The sequence below is a fragment of the Dactylosporangium sp. CA-139066 genome, from assembly GCF_050936175.1.
GTDB lineage: Bacteria > Actinomycetota > Actinomycetes > Mycobacteriales > Micromonosporaceae > Dactylosporangium.
Genome location: NZ_JBNJNH010000002.1, coordinates 1,076,542 through 1,091,894 on the forward strand (window position 1 = coordinate 1,076,542; position 15,353 = coordinate 1,091,894).

Annotated in this window: 17 protein-coding genes; 9 read left to right on the forward strand and 8 right to left on the reverse strand. The window is 72.6% G+C overall.

Features of this window, described 5'->3' with window-relative positions:
* Positions 1-29 precede the first annotated feature (29 nt).
* Together ACQEVU_RS49700 and ACQEVU_RS49705 are read right to left on the reverse strand one after the other, a co-directional pair.
* Positions 30-404 (reverse strand): response regulator, encoded by a 375-nt coding sequence (locus tag ACQEVU_RS49700; RefSeq protein ID WP_433337296.1) that lies wholly within the window; start codon positions 402-404, stop codon positions 30-32.
* A complete protein-coding gene (locus ACQEVU_RS49705; RefSeq protein WP_433337298.1) occupies positions 401-3,007 on the reverse strand; it encodes an ATP-binding response regulator in 2,607 nt (868 codons plus the stop codon). Before ACQEVU_RS49705 ends, ACQEVU_RS49700 begins: the two co-directional genes overlap by 4 nt.
* An 80-nt stretch (positions 3,008-3,087) precedes the next feature.
* On the opposite strand from ACQEVU_RS49705, the gene ACQEVU_RS49710 reads away from it, so the two are divergent.
* Complete coding sequence (locus ACQEVU_RS49710) at positions 3,088-3,309, forward strand: hypothetical protein (RefSeq protein WP_433337300.1); 222 nt, start codon at positions 3,088-3,090, stop codon at positions 3,307-3,309.
* Here ACQEVU_RS49710 and ACQEVU_RS49715 read toward each other — a convergent pair.
* On the reverse strand, positions 3,259-3,621 hold the full coding sequence (locus tag ACQEVU_RS49715) for a TraR/DksA family transcriptional regulator (RefSeq protein WP_433337302.1): 363 nt from the start codon (positions 3,619-3,621) through the stop codon (positions 3,259-3,261). The two genes, ACQEVU_RS49710 and ACQEVU_RS49715, sit on opposite strands and share 51 nt — an antisense overlap.
* Before the next feature lie 104 nt (positions 3,622-3,725).
* Between ACQEVU_RS49715 and ACQEVU_RS49720 the strand changes: the two genes are divergently transcribed.
* Positions 3,726-4,097 carry an ATP-binding protein gene (locus ACQEVU_RS49720; RefSeq protein WP_433337304.1) on the forward strand — a complete coding sequence of 124 codons (372 nt, stop codon included), beginning with the start codon at positions 3,726-3,728 and terminating at the stop codon, positions 4,095-4,097.
* A 10-nt stretch (positions 4,098-4,107) separates the two neighbouring features.
* On the opposite strand, the gene ACQEVU_RS49725 is transcribed toward ACQEVU_RS49720, so the two are convergent.
* Positions 4,108-4,449, reverse strand: a complete 342-nt coding sequence (locus ACQEVU_RS49725) for an STAS domain-containing protein (RefSeq protein WP_433337306.1) — start codon at positions 4,447-4,449, stop codon at positions 4,108-4,110.
* A 55-nt stretch (positions 4,450-4,504) separates the two neighbouring features.
* Positions 4,505-5,194, reverse strand: a complete 690-nt coding sequence (locus tag ACQEVU_RS49730; protein ID WP_433337308.1) for an HAD family hydrolase — start codon at positions 5,192-5,194, stop codon at positions 4,505-4,507.
* Positions 5,195-5,234: 40 nt separating this feature from the next.
* Here ACQEVU_RS49730 and ACQEVU_RS49735 point away from each other — a divergent pair, with 40 nt between their 5' ends.
* From ACQEVU_RS49735 to ACQEVU_RS49745, 3 genes are all read left to right on the forward strand, one after another.
* Positions 5,235-5,420, forward strand: a complete 186-nt coding sequence (locus ACQEVU_RS49735; RefSeq protein WP_433337310.1) for a hypothetical protein — start codon at positions 5,235-5,237, stop codon at positions 5,418-5,420.
* A gap of 53 nt (positions 5,421-5,473) precedes the next feature.
* Complete coding sequence (locus ACQEVU_RS49740; RefSeq protein WP_433337312.1) at positions 5,474-6,352, forward strand: mechanosensitive ion channel family protein; 879 nt, start codon at positions 5,474-5,476, stop codon at positions 6,350-6,352.
* Between the two features lie 63 nt (positions 6,353-6,415).
* Positions 6,416-6,871, forward strand: coding sequence for a MaoC family dehydratase (locus tag ACQEVU_RS49745; protein WP_433337314.1), 456 nt, complete (start codon positions 6,416-6,418; stop codon positions 6,869-6,871).
* Between the two features lie 604 nt (positions 6,872-7,475).
* On the opposite strand, the gene ACQEVU_RS49750 is transcribed toward ACQEVU_RS49745, so the two are convergent.
* The 3 genes from ACQEVU_RS49750 to fabG all read right to left on the reverse strand — a co-directional run bounded on the left by ACQEVU_RS49750 (position 7,476) and on the right by fabG (position 10,584).
* Positions 7,476-8,534 carry an acyl-CoA dehydrogenase family protein gene (locus ACQEVU_RS49750; protein WP_433337316.1) on the reverse strand — a complete coding sequence of 353 codons (1,059 nt, stop codon included), beginning with the start codon at positions 8,532-8,534 and terminating at the stop codon, positions 7,476-7,478.
* The gene (locus tag ACQEVU_RS49755) at positions 8,531-9,703 is read right to left on the reverse strand and encodes an acyl-CoA dehydrogenase family protein (RefSeq protein ID WP_433337318.1); all 1,173 of its coding nucleotides are present in this window, start codon (positions 9,701-9,703) and stop codon (positions 8,531-8,533) included. The genes ACQEVU_RS49750 and ACQEVU_RS49755 overlap by 4 nt, the downstream gene beginning before the upstream one ends.
* A gap of 131 nt (positions 9,704-9,834) precedes the next feature.
* Positions 9,835-10,584 carry a 3-oxoacyl-ACP reductase FabG gene (fabG, locus tag ACQEVU_RS49760; RefSeq protein WP_433339716.1) on the reverse strand — a complete coding sequence of 250 codons (750 nt, stop codon included), beginning with the start codon at positions 10,582-10,584 and terminating at the stop codon, positions 9,835-9,837.
* Between the two features lie 215 nt (positions 10,585-10,799).
* On the opposite strand from fabG, the gene ACQEVU_RS49765 reads away from it, so the two are divergent.
* The 4 genes from ACQEVU_RS49765 (at position 10,800) to ACQEVU_RS49780 (ending at position 15,305) form a co-directional block, all read left to right on the forward strand.
* Positions 10,800-11,774 carry a TolB family protein gene (locus ACQEVU_RS49765; RefSeq protein WP_433337320.1) on the forward strand — a complete coding sequence of 325 codons (975 nt, stop codon included), beginning with the start codon at positions 10,800-10,802 and terminating at the stop codon, positions 11,772-11,774.
* A gap of 150 nt (positions 11,775-11,924) precedes the next feature.
* The gene (locus ACQEVU_RS49770; protein WP_433337322.1) at positions 11,925-12,563 is read left to right on the forward strand and encodes a hypothetical protein; all 639 of its coding nucleotides are present in this window, start codon (positions 11,925-11,927) and stop codon (positions 12,561-12,563) included.
* Between the two features lie 4 nt (positions 12,564-12,567).
* The gene (locus ACQEVU_RS49775) at positions 12,568-13,368 is read left to right on the forward strand and encodes an endonuclease/exonuclease/phosphatase family protein (RefSeq protein WP_433337324.1); all 801 of its coding nucleotides are present in this window, start codon (positions 12,568-12,570) and stop codon (positions 13,366-13,368) included.
* 200 nt (positions 13,369-13,568) lie between these two features.
* Entirely contained in the window at positions 13,569-15,305 is a 1,737-nt protein-coding gene (locus ACQEVU_RS49780; protein WP_433337326.1) for a VWA domain-containing protein, read from the forward strand.
* The last annotated feature ends 48 nt before the right edge of the window (positions 15,306-15,353 follow it).

Consider the following 15,353-nt stretch of genomic DNA (forward strand, 5'->3'; position numbering starts at 1 on the left):
AGCTCAGGGACCGGATCAAACCATCATGGTCAACCTATGTGATTTGCGAGCATCGTCACCAGATCAGCGGCGGCGTATGGTTTGTCCAGGAAGGCATCGCAGCCCGCCGCCATCGCCGCGGCGCGCTCGTGCGGCAGCACGCTTGCGGTCAGCGCTATCACCGTCGGTCGGGCCGGCGCCTCGTTGAGCTCGGCGGCGAGCTCGAGCCCGTTGCCGTCGGGCAGATTGACGTCGAGCAGCACGACGTCGACCCGGCCGGCCGTCAGCGCGGTGCGCGCGTCGGCCAGCGAACCGGCCTCGACCAGGTCGACCTCGCGGACCGCCGGCGACCCGGCCCGCGCGATGATCGCCCGCACCAGCACGCGGTTGAGCTCCTCGTCCTCGACCAGCAGGACCCGGCTCATGGCGCCACCCCCTCCTGACGGGCATCGGCCAGGGAGCTCGCCACCGCGGCCAGGTCGATCCACTCGCGGACGCCGTCGGCGGCCGAGGACCTCGGCACCGTGCCGATGACCTTGCCGGTGAGCCGGCGCCGGTCGGCGTCGGAGAGGTCCGGCGCGGTCAGCGCGAGGACCGGGATGCCGCGCGTGGACGGTTCCCCGTCCAGCCCGGCCAGCAGCGCGAAGCCGTCGACGTCGGGCATCTGCAGGTCGCAGATGATGAGGTCGAAGTGCCGGCCCCGCGACAGCCGCAGGCCCTCCGGCCCGTCGTTGCAGGTCACCACGCTGATGCCGGCCTCGGCCAGCTGACGCTCCACGACGGCGCGGGTGTTGTCGTCGCGGTCCACCACGAGTACCGACGCCGAATCCTGCGCCGATGTGGGCGCAACGTGGCGGGCCAGCTGGGCCAGGAGGGCGTCGTGGTCGACGGGCTTGACGAAGAAGTCGGCCGCGCCCAGGGCGAGCCCGGCCCGGCGGTCGTCGACGATCGTGGCGAAGAAGACCGGGATCGAGCGCAGCGCCTCGTCGCGTTTGAGGCGCCGGATCACGTCCCAGCCGTCGATATCGGGCATGACCACGTCGAGCAGGATCGCGTCGGGGCGCCACGCGCCCGCCTCGGCCAGGCCGGCCTCGCCGCTCGAGGCGGTCCGGACCTGGTAGCCGGCGCCCGCGAGGTACGCCTCCAGCAGCTCCGCGGCGCGGGCGTCGTCGTCGATGATCAGCACCCGGCCGCGGCCCGGGCGGGGCGCCGGCGCGCCGTCGGGCGCCGCACTGGGCGCCTCGGCGGCGGGCAGCCGGACGGTGAAGCGGCTCCCCTCGCCCGGCGTGGACTCGAGCCCGATCGTGCCGCCGTGGGCCTCGACGAGCCGGCGGGTGAGCGCCAGGCCCAGCCCGGTACCGGCCTTGCGCTGCGCGGCCGGCCCGACCTGCTGGAACTCCTCGAAGACGCGCTCCTGGTCCTCCGGCGCGATCCCGATGCCGCTGTCGGCCACGGTGATCGCCACGTCCTGCAGCGCCGGAGTGACCAACACCGCGATCATCCCGCCGTCGGCGGTGAACTTGATGGCGTTGGACAGCAGGTTGTCGAGGATCTGCCGCAGCCGCAGCGGGTCGGCGTGGACGGCGGCGGTCGGGGGCACGTCGAGGTACACCTGCAGCCCCTTGCGATCCGTGAGCGGCCGCAGCGTGGTGATCACGTCGCCGATGGCGGCATCGAGCGAGATCGACTCGAGGCCGAGCTCCATCCGGCCGGCCTCCACCTTCGCGAGGTCCAGGATGTCGTTGATCAGCCCCAGCAGGTGCCGGCCGCTGCCGTGGATGTGCTCGACCCACTCGGCCGGCACGCTGCGCCGGTCGCCCTCGGGCGGCTCGGCGCGCATGAGGTCACTGAAGCCGATGATCGCGTTCAGCGGCGTGCGCAGCTCGTGGCTCATCCCGGCGAGGAAGTCGCTCTTGGCCTGGCTGGCGTGGGTGAGCGCGGCGACCGACTCGGCCAGGCGCGCGGCCAGCTCCCGCTGCTCCACCAGGACGGCGCCGCGCTCGGCGAGCACCTTCGCCTGCCCGCCGAGGACGCGGGCCAGGCGCACGTCGTCGGCGCTGAACAGGGCGCGGTACCGGTCCAGCAGCAGCAACGTGCCGACGCCCTCGATCGGCAGCGCGGTGGCCATCCGGGTGCCTGTCGCGAGCGCCAGCGGGTGGTCGCGGCGCAGCGGGACCGCGCGGCGGGCATTGACCAGCGCCGCGAGGTCGAAGTCGAGCCGCTCGCGGGGCAGCCGGGTGCCCGAGCGGCAGACGGCGGCGACGCGCTCGAGCCGATCGTCGAGGAGCAGGACCGCGTCGGTACCCGTCGTGTCGTGCACGACATGCGCGAAGCGCCGCCACACCTGGCCGGCGTCGACGTCGGCCGGCAGTCGCTGCAGGTCCTCGGTCGCCTCGTACCAGACCGTCGCCGACATCATGCGCCGCAGCCAGGCCGGCGGCAGGAACGCGAGCAGGTAGAGCACGGCGCCGATCAGCCCGACCGCGCGGCCGGCCGGCAGCAGCCAGTCCCGCTCGGCGGGGAAGCGGGACGAGCCGGTGACCAGGATCAGGAGCATGAGGGGGTACACGAACGTGGCGGCGGCGGCCAGGCGCAGCCGCGCGCGAGGGGCGCCCGACCGGCGGCCGGCGACGCGCAGCAGCATCGAGCCGGCGATCGCCTCGGTGAGCGTGAACGCCGCCGCCACCCCGATGAGGTAGGGGTCGCTCAGCGGCCGCGGCGCGACCGCCGTCACGGCGATGCTGGCCAGCAGCAGCACGAGCAGGCTCGCGTCCAGCCACCGCGGCACCCGGCCGAGGCGCGCGGCCAGCCGGAGCGTGAGGTACGGCTGCAGGAGCAGCAGCGTGGTCACGGCGGCGCCGGCGATGGCCGGCACCTGGCGATCGGTCAGCTCCCGGAACGCGCCGTTGGCGCAGACCGCCAGCGACGGCAGGAACAGCAGGGCGATGTCGCGCTGCATCGGCTCGCGAGTGCGGGCATACGCGGCGAGCGCGCCGAGAAAGACCGCCGCGATCAAGACACCGATCACTAGAGTTACCATGCAACTACGCCCCGTTACGTTCGCGAACGGGACTCACTCTAGTCAGCTATGCGGAGGTGGGGGGCCAGATGCGCGATGAGGCGCTGCGCGCGACGGTCGCCACGGCCACCCACGACCTGTCCAATGCCCTGGGTGCGGTGCTGAACTACACGACCTTTCTCGCCGAGGACCTGGACGGCACCGAGGTGGCGGCGCAGTACCTGCCGCACCTGCAGAGCGCCGCCCAGCGGGCGCTCGACCTAGTGACGGGACTCGCTGCGGCTCTTGCACCCGACGCAGAGCGTGACTGACGGGAACGCCGCCAGGCGCGCGACCGGGATCTCGTCGCCGCAGGTCTCGCAGGTGCCGTAGCGGCCGTCGGCGAGCCGCTCGAGGGCGCGCTCGACCTGGTCCATCCGGTTGCGGATCGACACCGCGAGCGCGAACTCCTGCTCGCGGTTGAATGCCTTGGTACCGAGGTCGGCGACATCGTCGCCCGAGTCCGCGGCGCCGGCGAGGGTCATCTCGGCCACCGCCGCCGCGTACTCCGCCTCGAGCTCCTCATGGCGGCTGCGCAGCGCGGTGCGGATGTCCTCGGTGCGGGTCTCTGGGTAGACGAGCATGTTTGCCCCCCGGTAACGGAAAATGTTGGCTTCCGGTGTGCCCCGGGGAGTGGTGGCGCAAACCTGACTGTTTTTTTCGGGTTGCCGGGGGGCACCATGTATAGGTGGATGGGGACTCGATCGAGGTCGACGTCGCCGAGGGCCACGCACGACAGGCCCGGCGAGTGATCACCCAGGCGTTCGAGGCCTGGGGGCTGCCCCATCTCACCCGCGGCGCGGTCATGGTCGGCCACGAGCTGGTCGCCAACGCGCTGCGCCACGGCGTTCCGCCGGCGGTCCTGCGGCTGCTGCGCCGCGGCGACGCGGTCGTGATCGAGGTCCGCGACGCCAGCGAGCAGGTGCCGCGCATCGCCGAGATCGACAACCTGACCAGCACGTCCGGGCGCGGCATGCGCATCGTGAGCAAGCTGGCCCGCGCGTGGGGCGTGCGCCCCCAGCCGGGCGGCAAGGTCGTCTGGGCGGAGATCGCGCTGTAGGGCGACCGCGCTAGTTCGCGACCGCCCCGCTGGTGATCGGCAGGATCTGGTCCAGGCCGGTGATCTCCAGCGTCGTGCGGACGTCCTCGCCCGGGTTGGCCACCGTCAGCGCCGCGCCGGCGTTCTTCGCCCGGCGCCAGCAGCCGACCAGCGTGCCGAGGCCGCTCGAGTCGATGAAAACCAGGCCGCTCAGGTCGACGATCACCTCGTTGGCGCCGGCCGCGAGCTCCTCGACCACGGCCGTGAGCAGGCTCGGCGCCGAGTCGAGGTCGAGCTCGCCGGTCAGCACCACCTGCGACCGGGCGCCCTGTCGATGGGTCTGCAGCTCCCAGACCACCTCGTCGTCTATCACCAGGCCCCCTCCTCGAGTCACTGGTCAACAGTTTGCGGTACCCAATTGCCCGAGTTCAAACGCTCAGCGCCATCCGCAGGGCGGTCGCGAGCGCCTCGTCGAGGTGATCGAGGAGGTCCTGCGGGTGCTCGTAGACGCCGGTGGCCCCCTCTTCGAGCAGCTCGACGGCGCTCAGGCCGCCGCTGGTCAGGCCGATGCACGGTATCGACAGCTGTCCGGCGGCGCGGACGTCCCACACCGAGTCGCCGACGAAGACCACCTCCTCGGCGGACAGGCCGGAGCGCTCCAGCGCCACCTCGACGATATCCGGCGCGGGCTTGCTCTGCTCGGCGTCGTCGGCGCTGGTGACGGCGGTCAACGCCTGGTCGGCGTCCAGGCAGCGCAGCAGGGCCTGGAGCTCCGGCCGGGACGCCGAGGTCGCCAGCACCACGCTCAGGCCGCGCCCGGCACAGTCCTCGAGCAGGCGGCGGGCGCCGGGCAGCGGGCGCAGCGCCGGCCAGTGCACGGCGTGGAGGCTCGCGTGCGCGGCCACGATCTCGCCGTCGCGCTCGCGGTCGCGGTCCGGGCCGAGCAATTCGTCGAGGATCCGGTCGGAGCCCATGCCGATCGCCCGGTGGATGTGGGCCATGGGCACGTCGTGGTCATGCTGGCGCAGCGCCTGCCACCAGGCCACGGCGTGCAGGTACACGGTGTCGACGAGCGTGCCGTCCACATCAAACAGCACACCGGTCACGGGTTTGGTCATGTTCGGGTGATACCCACCCGCGCAGGGGTATCACTGAGCCATGACCGAGTCCGATCCGGCCAGTACCGTCGGCGTCGCCGAGCCCTTTCCCGGCTTCGACGCCGATGACCTCGGCGACTTCGCCACCGAGCACCGCAGCGTGACGCTGGCTGAGGAGCTCGCCGGGGGGCCGGAGCACGCGCGGGAGCCGGAGAGCCCGCACGGGCTGGCGGGAATGGACGAGTAGTACAGGTCGCCGCGGGGCAACTGCCGGGGTACAAAACCTGGGAGGAGGCCCCGATGGGTGCTGTCCGCGACGCGCTGGGCGACATCGTCCGCTTCATACCGTCGTTTCTGCTGTTCCTCGTGATCCTGCTGGTGGGCTGGCTGGTCGCGGTGCTGGTCCGCACGGCGGTGCACAAGCTGCTCGGCCGGGTGGGCTTCCATCGACTCGCCGAGCGCGGCGGCGTCGGCCGGGCGCTGGCCCGCGGGCGGCTCGACGCGAGCGACCTGCTGGCCAAGCTGGTGTACTACGCGATCCTGCTCTTCACGCTCCAGGTCGCCTTCGGCGTGTGGGGCCCGAACCCGGTCTCCGCGCTGATCGACTCGATCGTCGGCTGGCTGCCACGGGCCGTCGTCGCCGTCATCATCGTCGTGGTCGCCGCGGCCATCGCGGCCGGCGTGCGCGACCTGGCCGAGGGCGCCCTCGGCGGCCTGGCCTACGGCCGGGCGCTGGCCGCGGTCGGGTACTGGTTCATCCTCGGCCTCGGCGTCGTCGCCGCGCTCAACCAGATCGGCATCGCGACCACGGTCACCACGCCGGTGCTCATCGCCGTGCTGGCCACGATCGGCGGCGTCCTGGTCGTGGGCGTCGGCGGCGGCCTGATCCGCCCGATGCAGCAGCGCTGGGAGGGCTGGCTGGGCCGCATCGAGCAGGAGGCGCCCGAGGTCTCGGCCCGGGTGCGCTCGGCCGCCGAGGCCCGCCGCGCCGCCGCCGCCGAAGAGGAGGCCCGCCGAGCCGCCGAGGAGGAGGCGCGCGCCTCCGCTCAGCCGGTGCCCGCCACCCCGACCCCCGCCCCCGACATGATGAACGCCCCGACCATGGTGGTCCCGCTGCCGCGCCCGCCCGCGAGCGACGACACGGTCCTGATGGATCCGCCCGAAAAGCCCAATCGTTGAGTTCCTCCAAAATCGCGGCCGGCCCCCTTGCACGCGGGGGCCGGCCGCCAGAGGATCGGGGTCATGCGGACGTTTGCGAGCGCCGGCGAAGTGCTGGCCGCGGTCGGTGAGCACCTCGGCTACAGCGACTGGCAGGAGATCGCGCAGGAGCGCGTCAACCTCTTCGCCGAGGCGACGGGCGACCACCAGTGGATCCACGTGGACCCGGAGCGCGCCAAGACCGGCCCGTTCGGCACGACGATCGCGCACGGCTTCCTGACGCTGTCGCTCCTGCCGACCTTGGTCTCGCAGGTGTACCGCGTGGAAGGCGTCAGGATGGGCATCAACTACGGCCTGGACAAGGTCCGCTTTCCGGCGCCGCTGCCGACGGGCTCGAAGGTCCGCGTGGGCGTCGAACTCCTGGTCGCGGACGACCTGGGCGAGGGCTGGCTGCAGCTGAAGAACCGCGCGACGATCGAGCGCGAGGGCCACGAGAAGCCGGTCTGCGTCGCGGAAACCCTGACCCGCCTGCTGGTCTGAGCGCCCGTTTTTCGCGCCGCTTCTGCGCGTGCCCCCGCTGGATCACGAAAAGTCGGGCGCTGGCGCGCCACGACTTTTCGGATTTTTCGCCCGGCGGGGTATAAATCCGATATGTCGTGGCGCGCCAGCGCCCGACATATCGCCACGAAACGGTCCGCTGTTGGACTCCACGAAGCGGCCCTGGCGCACGGACGGCGTCGTGGCGCGCCAGCGCCCGACATATCGGCACGAAACGGTCCGCTGTTGGACTCCACGAAGCGGCCCTGGCGCACGGACGGCGTCGTGGCGCGCCAGCGCCCGACATATCGGCACGAAACGGTCCACTGTTGGACTCCACGAAGCGGCCCTGGCGCACGGACGGCGAGGCGGGCCTGAGGAGCACCGCAGCGCACCGCTGGCCTTCTCTGCGCTTCGCGCGAGTCCGGGCAGGCACGGCCGAGCGACCGGCGCAGCAAAACCCCCCACGAAACGGACCCCGGGGCACCAACGGCGGGGCGGAACCGCGCTGCGGGCCGAAGACGCGACGCGAGCGCGGGCGGGATTCCGCTCCACGATCGTGCGGACCGGCGGGGGCGCGGCATGATCGTGGAGCGGAAACGGAGCCCTACGCGGGCAGGTTCACCAGGTCGGCCAGCAGCGCGCGGTGGCGCGTGGACGAGCCTAGCGCCGCGGCGTTGGCGCGGGCGCGCTTGAGGTACCAATGCGCCGGATGCTCCCACGTGAACCCGATCCCGCCGTGCAGCTGCACGCACTCCTCGGCCGCCTTCACCGCCACCGGCGAGCAGAACGCCTGCGCCAGCGAGGCCGCCACCGGCAGGTCCGGGGAGTCGGTCGCCAGGCAGTCCGCGGCGTAGCGCGCCACGGCCCGCGCCTGCGTCACCGCGACCCACAGGTCGGCCAGGCGGTGCTTCAGGGCCTGGTACGAGCCGATGGGGCGGGCGAACTGACGGCGGGTCTTCGCGTAGTCGACGGTGGCGTTCAGGCACCACTCCGCGATGCCGAGCTGCTCCGACGCCAGCATCGCCGCGCCCACCAGCAGCGCCCGTTCGACGTGCGCCTGAGCGTCGGGGGCGACCGGCCGGGCGGAGGCGCCGCGGAAGGTCAGGTCGGCGACCGGGCGGGTGAGGTCGAGCGAAACGACCGGCGTGCGGATCACGGCGGCGTCGTCGGAGGCGACCGCGAACAGGCCGGCCGCGGTCGGCACGAGCAGCACGTCGGCGGTCAGGGCGTCGGCGACCGTGGTCACCGCGCCTTCGAGGACGCCGTCGCGGGCCTCGACCGTCCACTGGGGACCGTCGAAGGAGGACAGCGGCACGGCCAGGGTGGCGGTGCGGGTGCCGGCGGCGAGCTCGGGCAGCAGCGGGTCGTCCGGCGGCAGCGCGGCCGTGGCGAGGACCGCGCTGCCCAGGAACGGGACCGGGGCGGCGGCGCGGCCCAGCTCCTCCATGACCACCGCGGCCTCGCGCCAGGAGGCGCCGGCGCCGCCGGCCGACTCGGGGACCGGGAGGCCGGCGAAGCCCAGGTCGGCGGCGAGCGTGCGCCACAGCTTCAGGTCGACGGGCTCGGGGCCCTCGAGGCGGCTCAGGTCGACGCGGTCCTGCAGCAGTGAGCGCACCGAGGAGCGCAGCTCCTCCTCGACCTCGGAGTACAGCAGATCGGTCACTTCGGCAGGTCCTTCCACGCGACGTCCTTGTCGGCCCGCTGCTCCGGCGGCAGGCCCAGCACGCGCTCGGCGATGATGTTGCGCAGGATCTCCGACGTGCCGCCCTCGATCGAGTTGCCCTTGGCCCGCAGGTACCGGTAGCCGGCGGCGCGGCCGGCGAAGTCGACCATCGAGGGGCGGCGCATGGTCCACTCGTCGTGGCGCAGGCCCTCCTCGCCGAGCAGGTCCAGCTCCAGCGCGGAGATCTCCTGGTTGAGCCGGGCGAAGAGCAGCTTCGACGCCGAGCCCTCCGGGCCGGGCTGGCCGGCCGCGAGCTGCTGGCGCAGGCGTACGCCGGTCAGGCGGGCCGCCTCCGCGTCGACCCACAGCCGCAGCAGGGCGTCGTGCAGGCCCGGGGAGCGCAGCTCCGGGCGCTTGCGCCACAGGTCGGTGACGATGCCGATCGTGCCGCCCTCGCGCGGGACGGCCTGGCCGCCGATGGAGACCCGCTCGTTCATCAGCGTGGTCTGCGCGACGGCCCAGCCCTCGCCGACCCCGCCCAGCCGGTCGGCGTCCGGGATGCGCACGCCGGTCAGGAAGACCTCGTTGAACTCCGCTTCTCCGGTTATCTGACGCAGCGGGCGTACCTCCACCCCCGGCGCCGTCATGTCCAGCACGAAGTAGGTCATGCCCTGGTGCTTGGGCACCGACGGGTCGGTGCGCGCGATGAGGATCGCCCAGCGGGCCTCGTGCGCCATCGACGTCCAGACCTTCTGCCCGTCGACCACCCAGTCGTCGCCGTCGCGCACCGCCCGCGTGGCGAGGCCGGCGAGGTCGGAGCCGGCGCCGGGCTCGCTGAAGAGCTGGCACCACACCTCCTCGCCGGTCCACAGCGGCCGCAGCCAGCGCGAGCGCTGCTCGTCGGTGCCGTGGCGCAGGATCGTGGGCGCGGCCATGCCGAGGCCGATGCCGATGCGGCGCGGGTTGTTGTCGGGCGCGCCGGCCTCGGCGAAGACCTGGTCCACGGGGGGCTGCTCGGCGCGCGGCCGGCCGAGGCCGCCCAGCCCCGGTGGGTACTGCACCCAGGCCAGCCCGGCGTCGAAGCGCGCCCGCAGGAACTCCAGCGGCTCCATGGCGGCCGGATCGTGCCCCGCCAGGAAGTCGCGGGCGAGACCCGCTGTGCTACTCACCGCAAAAACCCTTCCCCGCCAGCAAGTCGTGGGCCAGATCCGCTGTGCTGCTCACCGCAAAAACCCCTTCGCCGCCAGGAAGTCGCGGGCGAGACCCGCTGTGCTGCTCACCGCAAAAACTCCTTCGATGACTAGTCGAGTGGCCCGCCGGCCACGTAGATGACCTGGCCGGACACGAAACCGGCGCCGTCGCTGACGAGGAACGAGATCGTGTGCGCGACGTCGTCGGGGCGGCCCACGCGGCGTACCGGAATCTGCTCCGCGGCGCCCTTCTGGAACGTCTCGAAGTCGACCTTCATGCGCGCCGCGGTCGCCGCCGTCATGTCCGTGGCGATGAACCCGGGCGCGACCGCGTTGGCCGTCACGCCGAACGGGCCGAGCTCGATCGCGAGCGTCTTGGTGAAGCCCTGCAGGCCGGCCTTCGCGGCGGAGTAGTTGGCCTGGCCGCGGTTGCCCAGCGCCGAGGACGAGGACAGGTTCACGATCCGGCCGAACTTCGCCGCGGTCATATGGACCTGGGCCGCCCGGCTCATGAGGAACGCGCCGCGCAGGTGCACGCCGATGACCGTGTCCCAGTCGCCGTCGGTCATCTTGAACAGCAGGTTGTCGCGGATCACGCCGGCGTTGTTCACCAGCACGACCGGCGGGCCGAGCTCGGCGGCGACCCGGTCGACGGCCGCGGCGACCTGCTCGCCGTCGGCCACGTCGGCTCCCACGGCGAGCACCCGGCCGCCGGCGTCGGTGATCCGTTGGACGGTGTCCGCGCACGCGCCCTCGTCGAGGTCGAGCACGGCGACGGCGTGCCCGTCGGCGGCGAGGCGCACGGCGGTGGCCGCCCCGATGCCCCGGGCCGCGCCGGTCACGATGGCCACGCGGTTCAAGTCAGTGTTCGTCACGACTCCGATCCTTGCGCGTGAGACACGGTCCCGAAAAGTGTGCACTAAGAGTGCATCTTCTTTCGGGAACAATCAAGGGCCCGTTTTGTCCGATTCGCGGAAAATCTCGGAGTTTCCGGATGGGAACCGTTCAGGTGCGGCACGGTTGCGCCGATGGTTCTCGGCGTCACACGGACGAGACGGCAATACGGGGGGCAAGGATGTACCGCAAGACGATCACGATGGCCGGCATCACCGTGGCCGCGGGCCTGACCGCGCTGATCGGCGCCTCCGCCGCCCACGCCGCCGAGGCCGGCGCCCCGGCGGGCGGTCAGACCGTCGCCTACGTCCGCGGCGGCGTGATCTACCGCAGCAACGGCGCCGACGAGGTGCGCCTCACCGAGGACGAGGTCAACGCCCGCCCGCGGTTCTCTCCCGACGGCACGAAGCTGGCGTACCTCCACAACGGCACCGTCTGGGTCATGGGCGCCAACGGCGAGGACAAGCACCAGGTCAGCGACCGGGTCGCCGGCGGGCCGTCATGGTCGCCCGACGGCAAGTGGATCGCGTACTCCGCGCTGTCCTGCACCGGCGGCCCCGGCGTCTTCCGGGTCGGCACCGAGGGCGGCACCGCCTCCGAGCCGTTGTTCCCGGCCGAGTGCCGCGACCAGGCCGTGCCCGAGGTCGGGTACGCCATGGAGGCCCCGACCGACGGCTCGACCACGCAGGCCACCACGCTCGTCGAGCGCCTGCGCACCGACGACGCCGTCGCCTGGTCGCCCGACGGCACGCAGATCGCCTTCCGCGGCGGCGAGTGCGAGAGCATCGCCGACAACTGCCTGAGCATCGGCAACGTGAGCACCGGCCGCGAGCGCGCCATCGACGTGTACGGCGGCGGCGGCAACGGCACCAGCGGCTTCGGCGTCGTCCCGGCCTGGCGCGCCGACGGGCAGAAGGTCGCGTGGACCAGCTACAACACCGACGGCAAGGCCGTGGCCGTCACGGAGGCCGACGCGTCGGGCGCCCAGCGCCACCAGGTCGGCAAGGCCGACGACCGCGAGATGGTGTACGCCGGGGACCGCACTGGCGTGCTCACCGCCGCCTACCAGGGCCGATCCTGGGTGACCGCGGTCGACCTGGCCACCGGCAGGCGCACGCCGCTGCACCAGGGCTCGCAGCCGACCGTCGCCCCGTGACGTCAGCTCGGCGCGCAGCCGAGCAGCCGGTGTCGGGGCGAGCCGGCCGGCCCGGACGCCGGCGGTGCAGGCGGAAAGAAGCAGCGCGGCCGAACCGGGCAAGGCGCCGAACGGGCGATGCCGGCCCTGGGTAGCGGGCATGATGCCGGTATGAGCCATCGGTGTCTGCCCACCGCCGTCGTGAGCGCCGCCGTGCTCGCGCTCGCGGGGTGCGGTGGCGGCGCCAAGCCGGCCGCGGCGCCGTCGCCGGAGCGCGCGAGCGCCGACGTCCTGCTCGCCCCGGCCGACCTCCCGGACGGGTACACGGTCAGCCCCGCCGACGTCGCGCCCGAGGTCAGCACCGCGAGCAGCGCCAGCGTGGCCGGCTGCGACGCGCTGCTGGACTACTTCCGCGACGGCGGCGGCGCCATGCAGGGCCAGATCGCGCGGTTCGAGGCCGGCGGCACCGGGCCGTTCCTGGCCGAGGAGGTCTCGGCCGGCAGCGAGGCCGCCGAGCTCGCCGCCCGGTGCGCGAGCTTCACCGACACCGACGGCGGCGGCGAGACGACCGCCGTGAGCGTGGCGCCCGTCGGCGACTTCCCCCGCCTCGGCGAGCAGGAGCGGGTGTTCCGGATGTCGGCGAATGGCGGTACCGGCGATGATGCCTTTGCCCTGAGCGGCTATCTGGTGGTCGTCCGGGTCGGGCCCGCGACCTGCACGCTCGTGCATTTCGGGCAGCCCGGCGTCGACCGGGCCGAGACCGAGACCATCGCCCGGGCGGCGGTTTCCAAGATCAGGCGACGACAATGAGGACATGCGGCTCGGCACGTTCAACCTGATGCACGGGCGGTCGCTCGCCGACGGCCTCGTCGACGCCGACCGGATCGGCGCCGCGATCGCCGGGCTCGACACCGACGTCCTGGGTCTGCAGGAGGTCGACCGCGCCCAGCCGCGCAGCGGCCACGCCGACCTGGCCCGCATCGCCGCCGACGCGCTCGGGGCGGCGCACGTGATCTTCGTCCCGGCCGTCGTCGGTACGCCCGGTGAAACGTTCAGGCCCGCCACCGACGACGACCACTACGCCCCCGATCCGCACTACGGCGTGGCGCTGGTCAGCCGCTATCCGGTGAGCCACTGGCGGGTCACCCGCCTGCCGGCCGCCCCGATGCGCGCGCCGATCATGATCCCGGGGCCGCGGCGGATGCGGGTCATGCTGCTCGACGACGAGCCGCGGGTGCTCATCGCCGCGGTGACCGAGACGCCGATCGGGCGCGTGACGATCGCCACTACCCACCTGTCGTTCGTGCCCGGATGGAACGTCCGGCAGCTGCGGCTGGTCCGCCGCGCGCTGCGCGACCTGCCGGCCCCGCGGATCCTGCTGGCCGACCTGAACCTGCCGGGCGGCCTGCCCCGGCTGTTCTCGGGCTGGCACCGGCTGGCCGCCGTTCCTACTTATCCCGCGCCCGCGCCGCGCGTGCAGTTCGACCACGTCCTGGCCGACCGCCGCGGATTCGAGCGCCTGCCGCGGGTCGCCGACGTCGCGAGCCCGTCCCTGCCGTTCTCCGATCACTGCCCGCTCGTGGTCACGCTCCGCGATCGCCCCGGCACACTGTAGATCGATTAGAACAGATTTAAGTCGGCGCAGATTGCCGGGTTGTGTCCGTTTGTCCGGTCACGATTGCGAACCGTGTTCGTGTAACTACGATTCTTCGGCGCCTTGTAGATTGGGCGTTCGTTTGTTGGGATGCGTACCGTCAGTGATTTTCAACCGAAGGTACAAGGCCGCAAAGGCCGCCGGTCCGGAGGATAAGAGCCGTGAAAGGTCGCCACCGCTCAGCGGGGTCGTCGGGCGGAGCGCTGAAGCTGGGCGCCGCCGCCGTCGCCGTGCTCGTCGTCCTCGCCGGTAGCTGGTATGCATTCCGCAAGTACTCGCAGCCTTCGTGCGGCAACGCCGCCAAGCTGTCCATCGGCGCGCCGGCCGACATCACACCGGCGATCAAGGCGCAGACCACCGCCTGGTCCGAGCAGGCCAAGGCCAACGGCAACTGCGTCGACATCGAGGTCATCGACGAGGACCCGGCCGACGTCGCGTCCGCGCTGGCCGGCCGGGCCAACAAGACGCTGACCGGCGTGGGGCAGGCCAACGGCAAGACCCGCATCCCGGACATCTGGGTCGCCGACTCCTCGCTGTGGCTGCTGCGGCTGCAGGCAGCCAACCCGCAGAGCGCGCCCGTGACCCCCAAGTCGATCGCCCGCAGCCCCGTGGTGCTCGCGATGCCGGAGCCGATCGCGACGACGTTCGGCTGGCCGCAGAAGAAGATCACGTACACCGACCTGATCGCGAAGGTGGCGACCGACCAGAAGGTGAAGGTCGGCATCGTCGAGCCCAGCCGCGACGCGACCGGCCTCGGCGGCCTGCTCACGCTCGCCGCGGCCGCGCAGGCCGCCGGCGGCGGCAACGCCACCCAGGCCACGCAGACCGCCACGGCGGCGCTGCGGGCGCTGGCCGCCGGCCGCTCCGCGCTGCGGGCCGACCTGCTGCAGAAGTTCCCGCGCGGCAGCGACCCGACCGCGCTGAGCAGCGGCCTGAGCGTGGCCCCGCTGTCCGAGCAGGCGGTCATCCAGTACAACGGCGTGCAGCCGCCGGTGCGCCTGGCCGCGATCTACGCCGAGCCCATGCCGGCGCTGGACTACCCGGCCGTGGTGCTGTCCCCCGACAAGGCCAGCATCGCCACCGAGCTGCTCAAGTCGTTCGACACGCAGGAGTTCCGCGACCAGCTCGGCGCCATCGGGCTGCGCGGCCCGGACGGCGCGCCCGGCAAGGGCTTCGCGACGCCGACCAGCGCGCCGTCGACGCTGTCCGGCGCGGGCGCGGCGCCCGACGCGGCCACCGTGGAGGGCCTGCTGACGAAGTGGCAGGCGATCACGCTGCCGGCCCGCATGCTCGCCGTCATCGACGTGTCCGGCTCGATGCTGGAGCCGGTGCCGACGGCCGGCGGCGCGACCCGCATGCAGGTCACGCTCGAGGCCGCGCGCAAGGGCATGAGCCTCTTCGACGACTCGTGGGCGCTGGGCGTGTGGGAGTTCTCCACGCTCATGGACGGCAACAAGGACTACAAGCAGCTAGTGCCGATCGGCCCGCTGGTCAGCCAGCGCACCCAGTGCCTGCAGGCGCTCTCGCAGATCCAGGCGAAGAAGAACGGCGACACCGCGCTCTACGACACCATCCTCGCCGCCTACAAGACCGTGCAGCAGGGGTACGAAAGCGGGCGCGTCAACTCGGTCATCGTCATGACCGACGGCGCGAACGACGACCCCGCCGGCGGCCTGTCGCTGGACCAGCTGATCGCCGAGCTCAAGAAGGCCGCCGACCCGGCCAAGCCGATCCAGTTGATCCTCATCGGCATCAGCGACCAGGCCGACCAGGTGCACATGAAGCAGATCACCGACGCGATCGGCGGCGGCACGTTCGTCGCGCCCGACCCGGCCAAGATCGGCGACATCTTCCTGCAGGCGATCTCCCTGCGTGGCCAGGTCACGGCGCCGAAATAGGTGGTAGTGGCGCGAAGCGCCATAGGGGTGCGGGTGGGAACCCCCCGC

What these genes read in the sequence shown, in the direction of transcription:
- ACQEVU_RS49775 (WP_433337324.1), top strand. Translation starts at nt 12,568, where the DNA reads ATGCGGCTCGGCACGTTCAACCTGATGCACGGGCGGTCGCTCGCCGAC.
- ACQEVU_RS49740 (WP_433337312.1), top strand. Translation starts at nt 5,474, where the DNA reads ATGGGTGCTGTCCGCGACGCGCTGGGCGACATCGTCCGCTTCATACCG.
- ACQEVU_RS49730 (WP_433337308.1), bottom strand. Translation starts at nt 5,194, where the DNA reads ATGACCAAACCCGTGACCGGTGTGCTGTTTGATGTGGACGGCACGCTC.
- ACQEVU_RS49765 (WP_433337320.1), top strand. Translation starts at nt 10,800, where the DNA reads ATGTACCGCAAGACGATCACGATGGCCGGCATCACCGTGGCCGCGGGC.
- ACQEVU_RS49745 (WP_433337314.1), top strand. Translation starts at nt 6,416, where the DNA reads ATGCGGACGTTTGCGAGCGCCGGCGAAGTGCTGGCCGCGGTCGGTGAG.
- ACQEVU_RS49715 (WP_433337302.1), bottom strand. Translation starts at nt 3,621, where the DNA reads ATGCTCGTCTACCCAGAGACCCGCACCGAGGACATCCGCACCGCGCTG.
- ACQEVU_RS49735 (WP_433337310.1), top strand. Translation starts at nt 5,235, where the DNA reads ATGACCGAGTCCGATCCGGCCAGTACCGTCGGCGTCGCCGAGCCCTTT.
- ACQEVU_RS49770 (WP_433337322.1), top strand. Translation starts at nt 11,925, where the DNA reads ATGAGCCATCGGTGTCTGCCCACCGCCGTCGTGAGCGCCGCCGTGCTC.
- ACQEVU_RS49710 (WP_433337300.1), top strand. Translation starts at nt 3,088, where the DNA reads ATGCGCGATGAGGCGCTGCGCGCGACGGTCGCCACGGCCACCCACGAC.
- ACQEVU_RS49700 (WP_433337296.1), bottom strand. Translation starts at nt 404, where the DNA reads ATGAGCCGGGTCCTGCTGGTCGAGGACGAGGAGCTCAACCGCGTGCTG.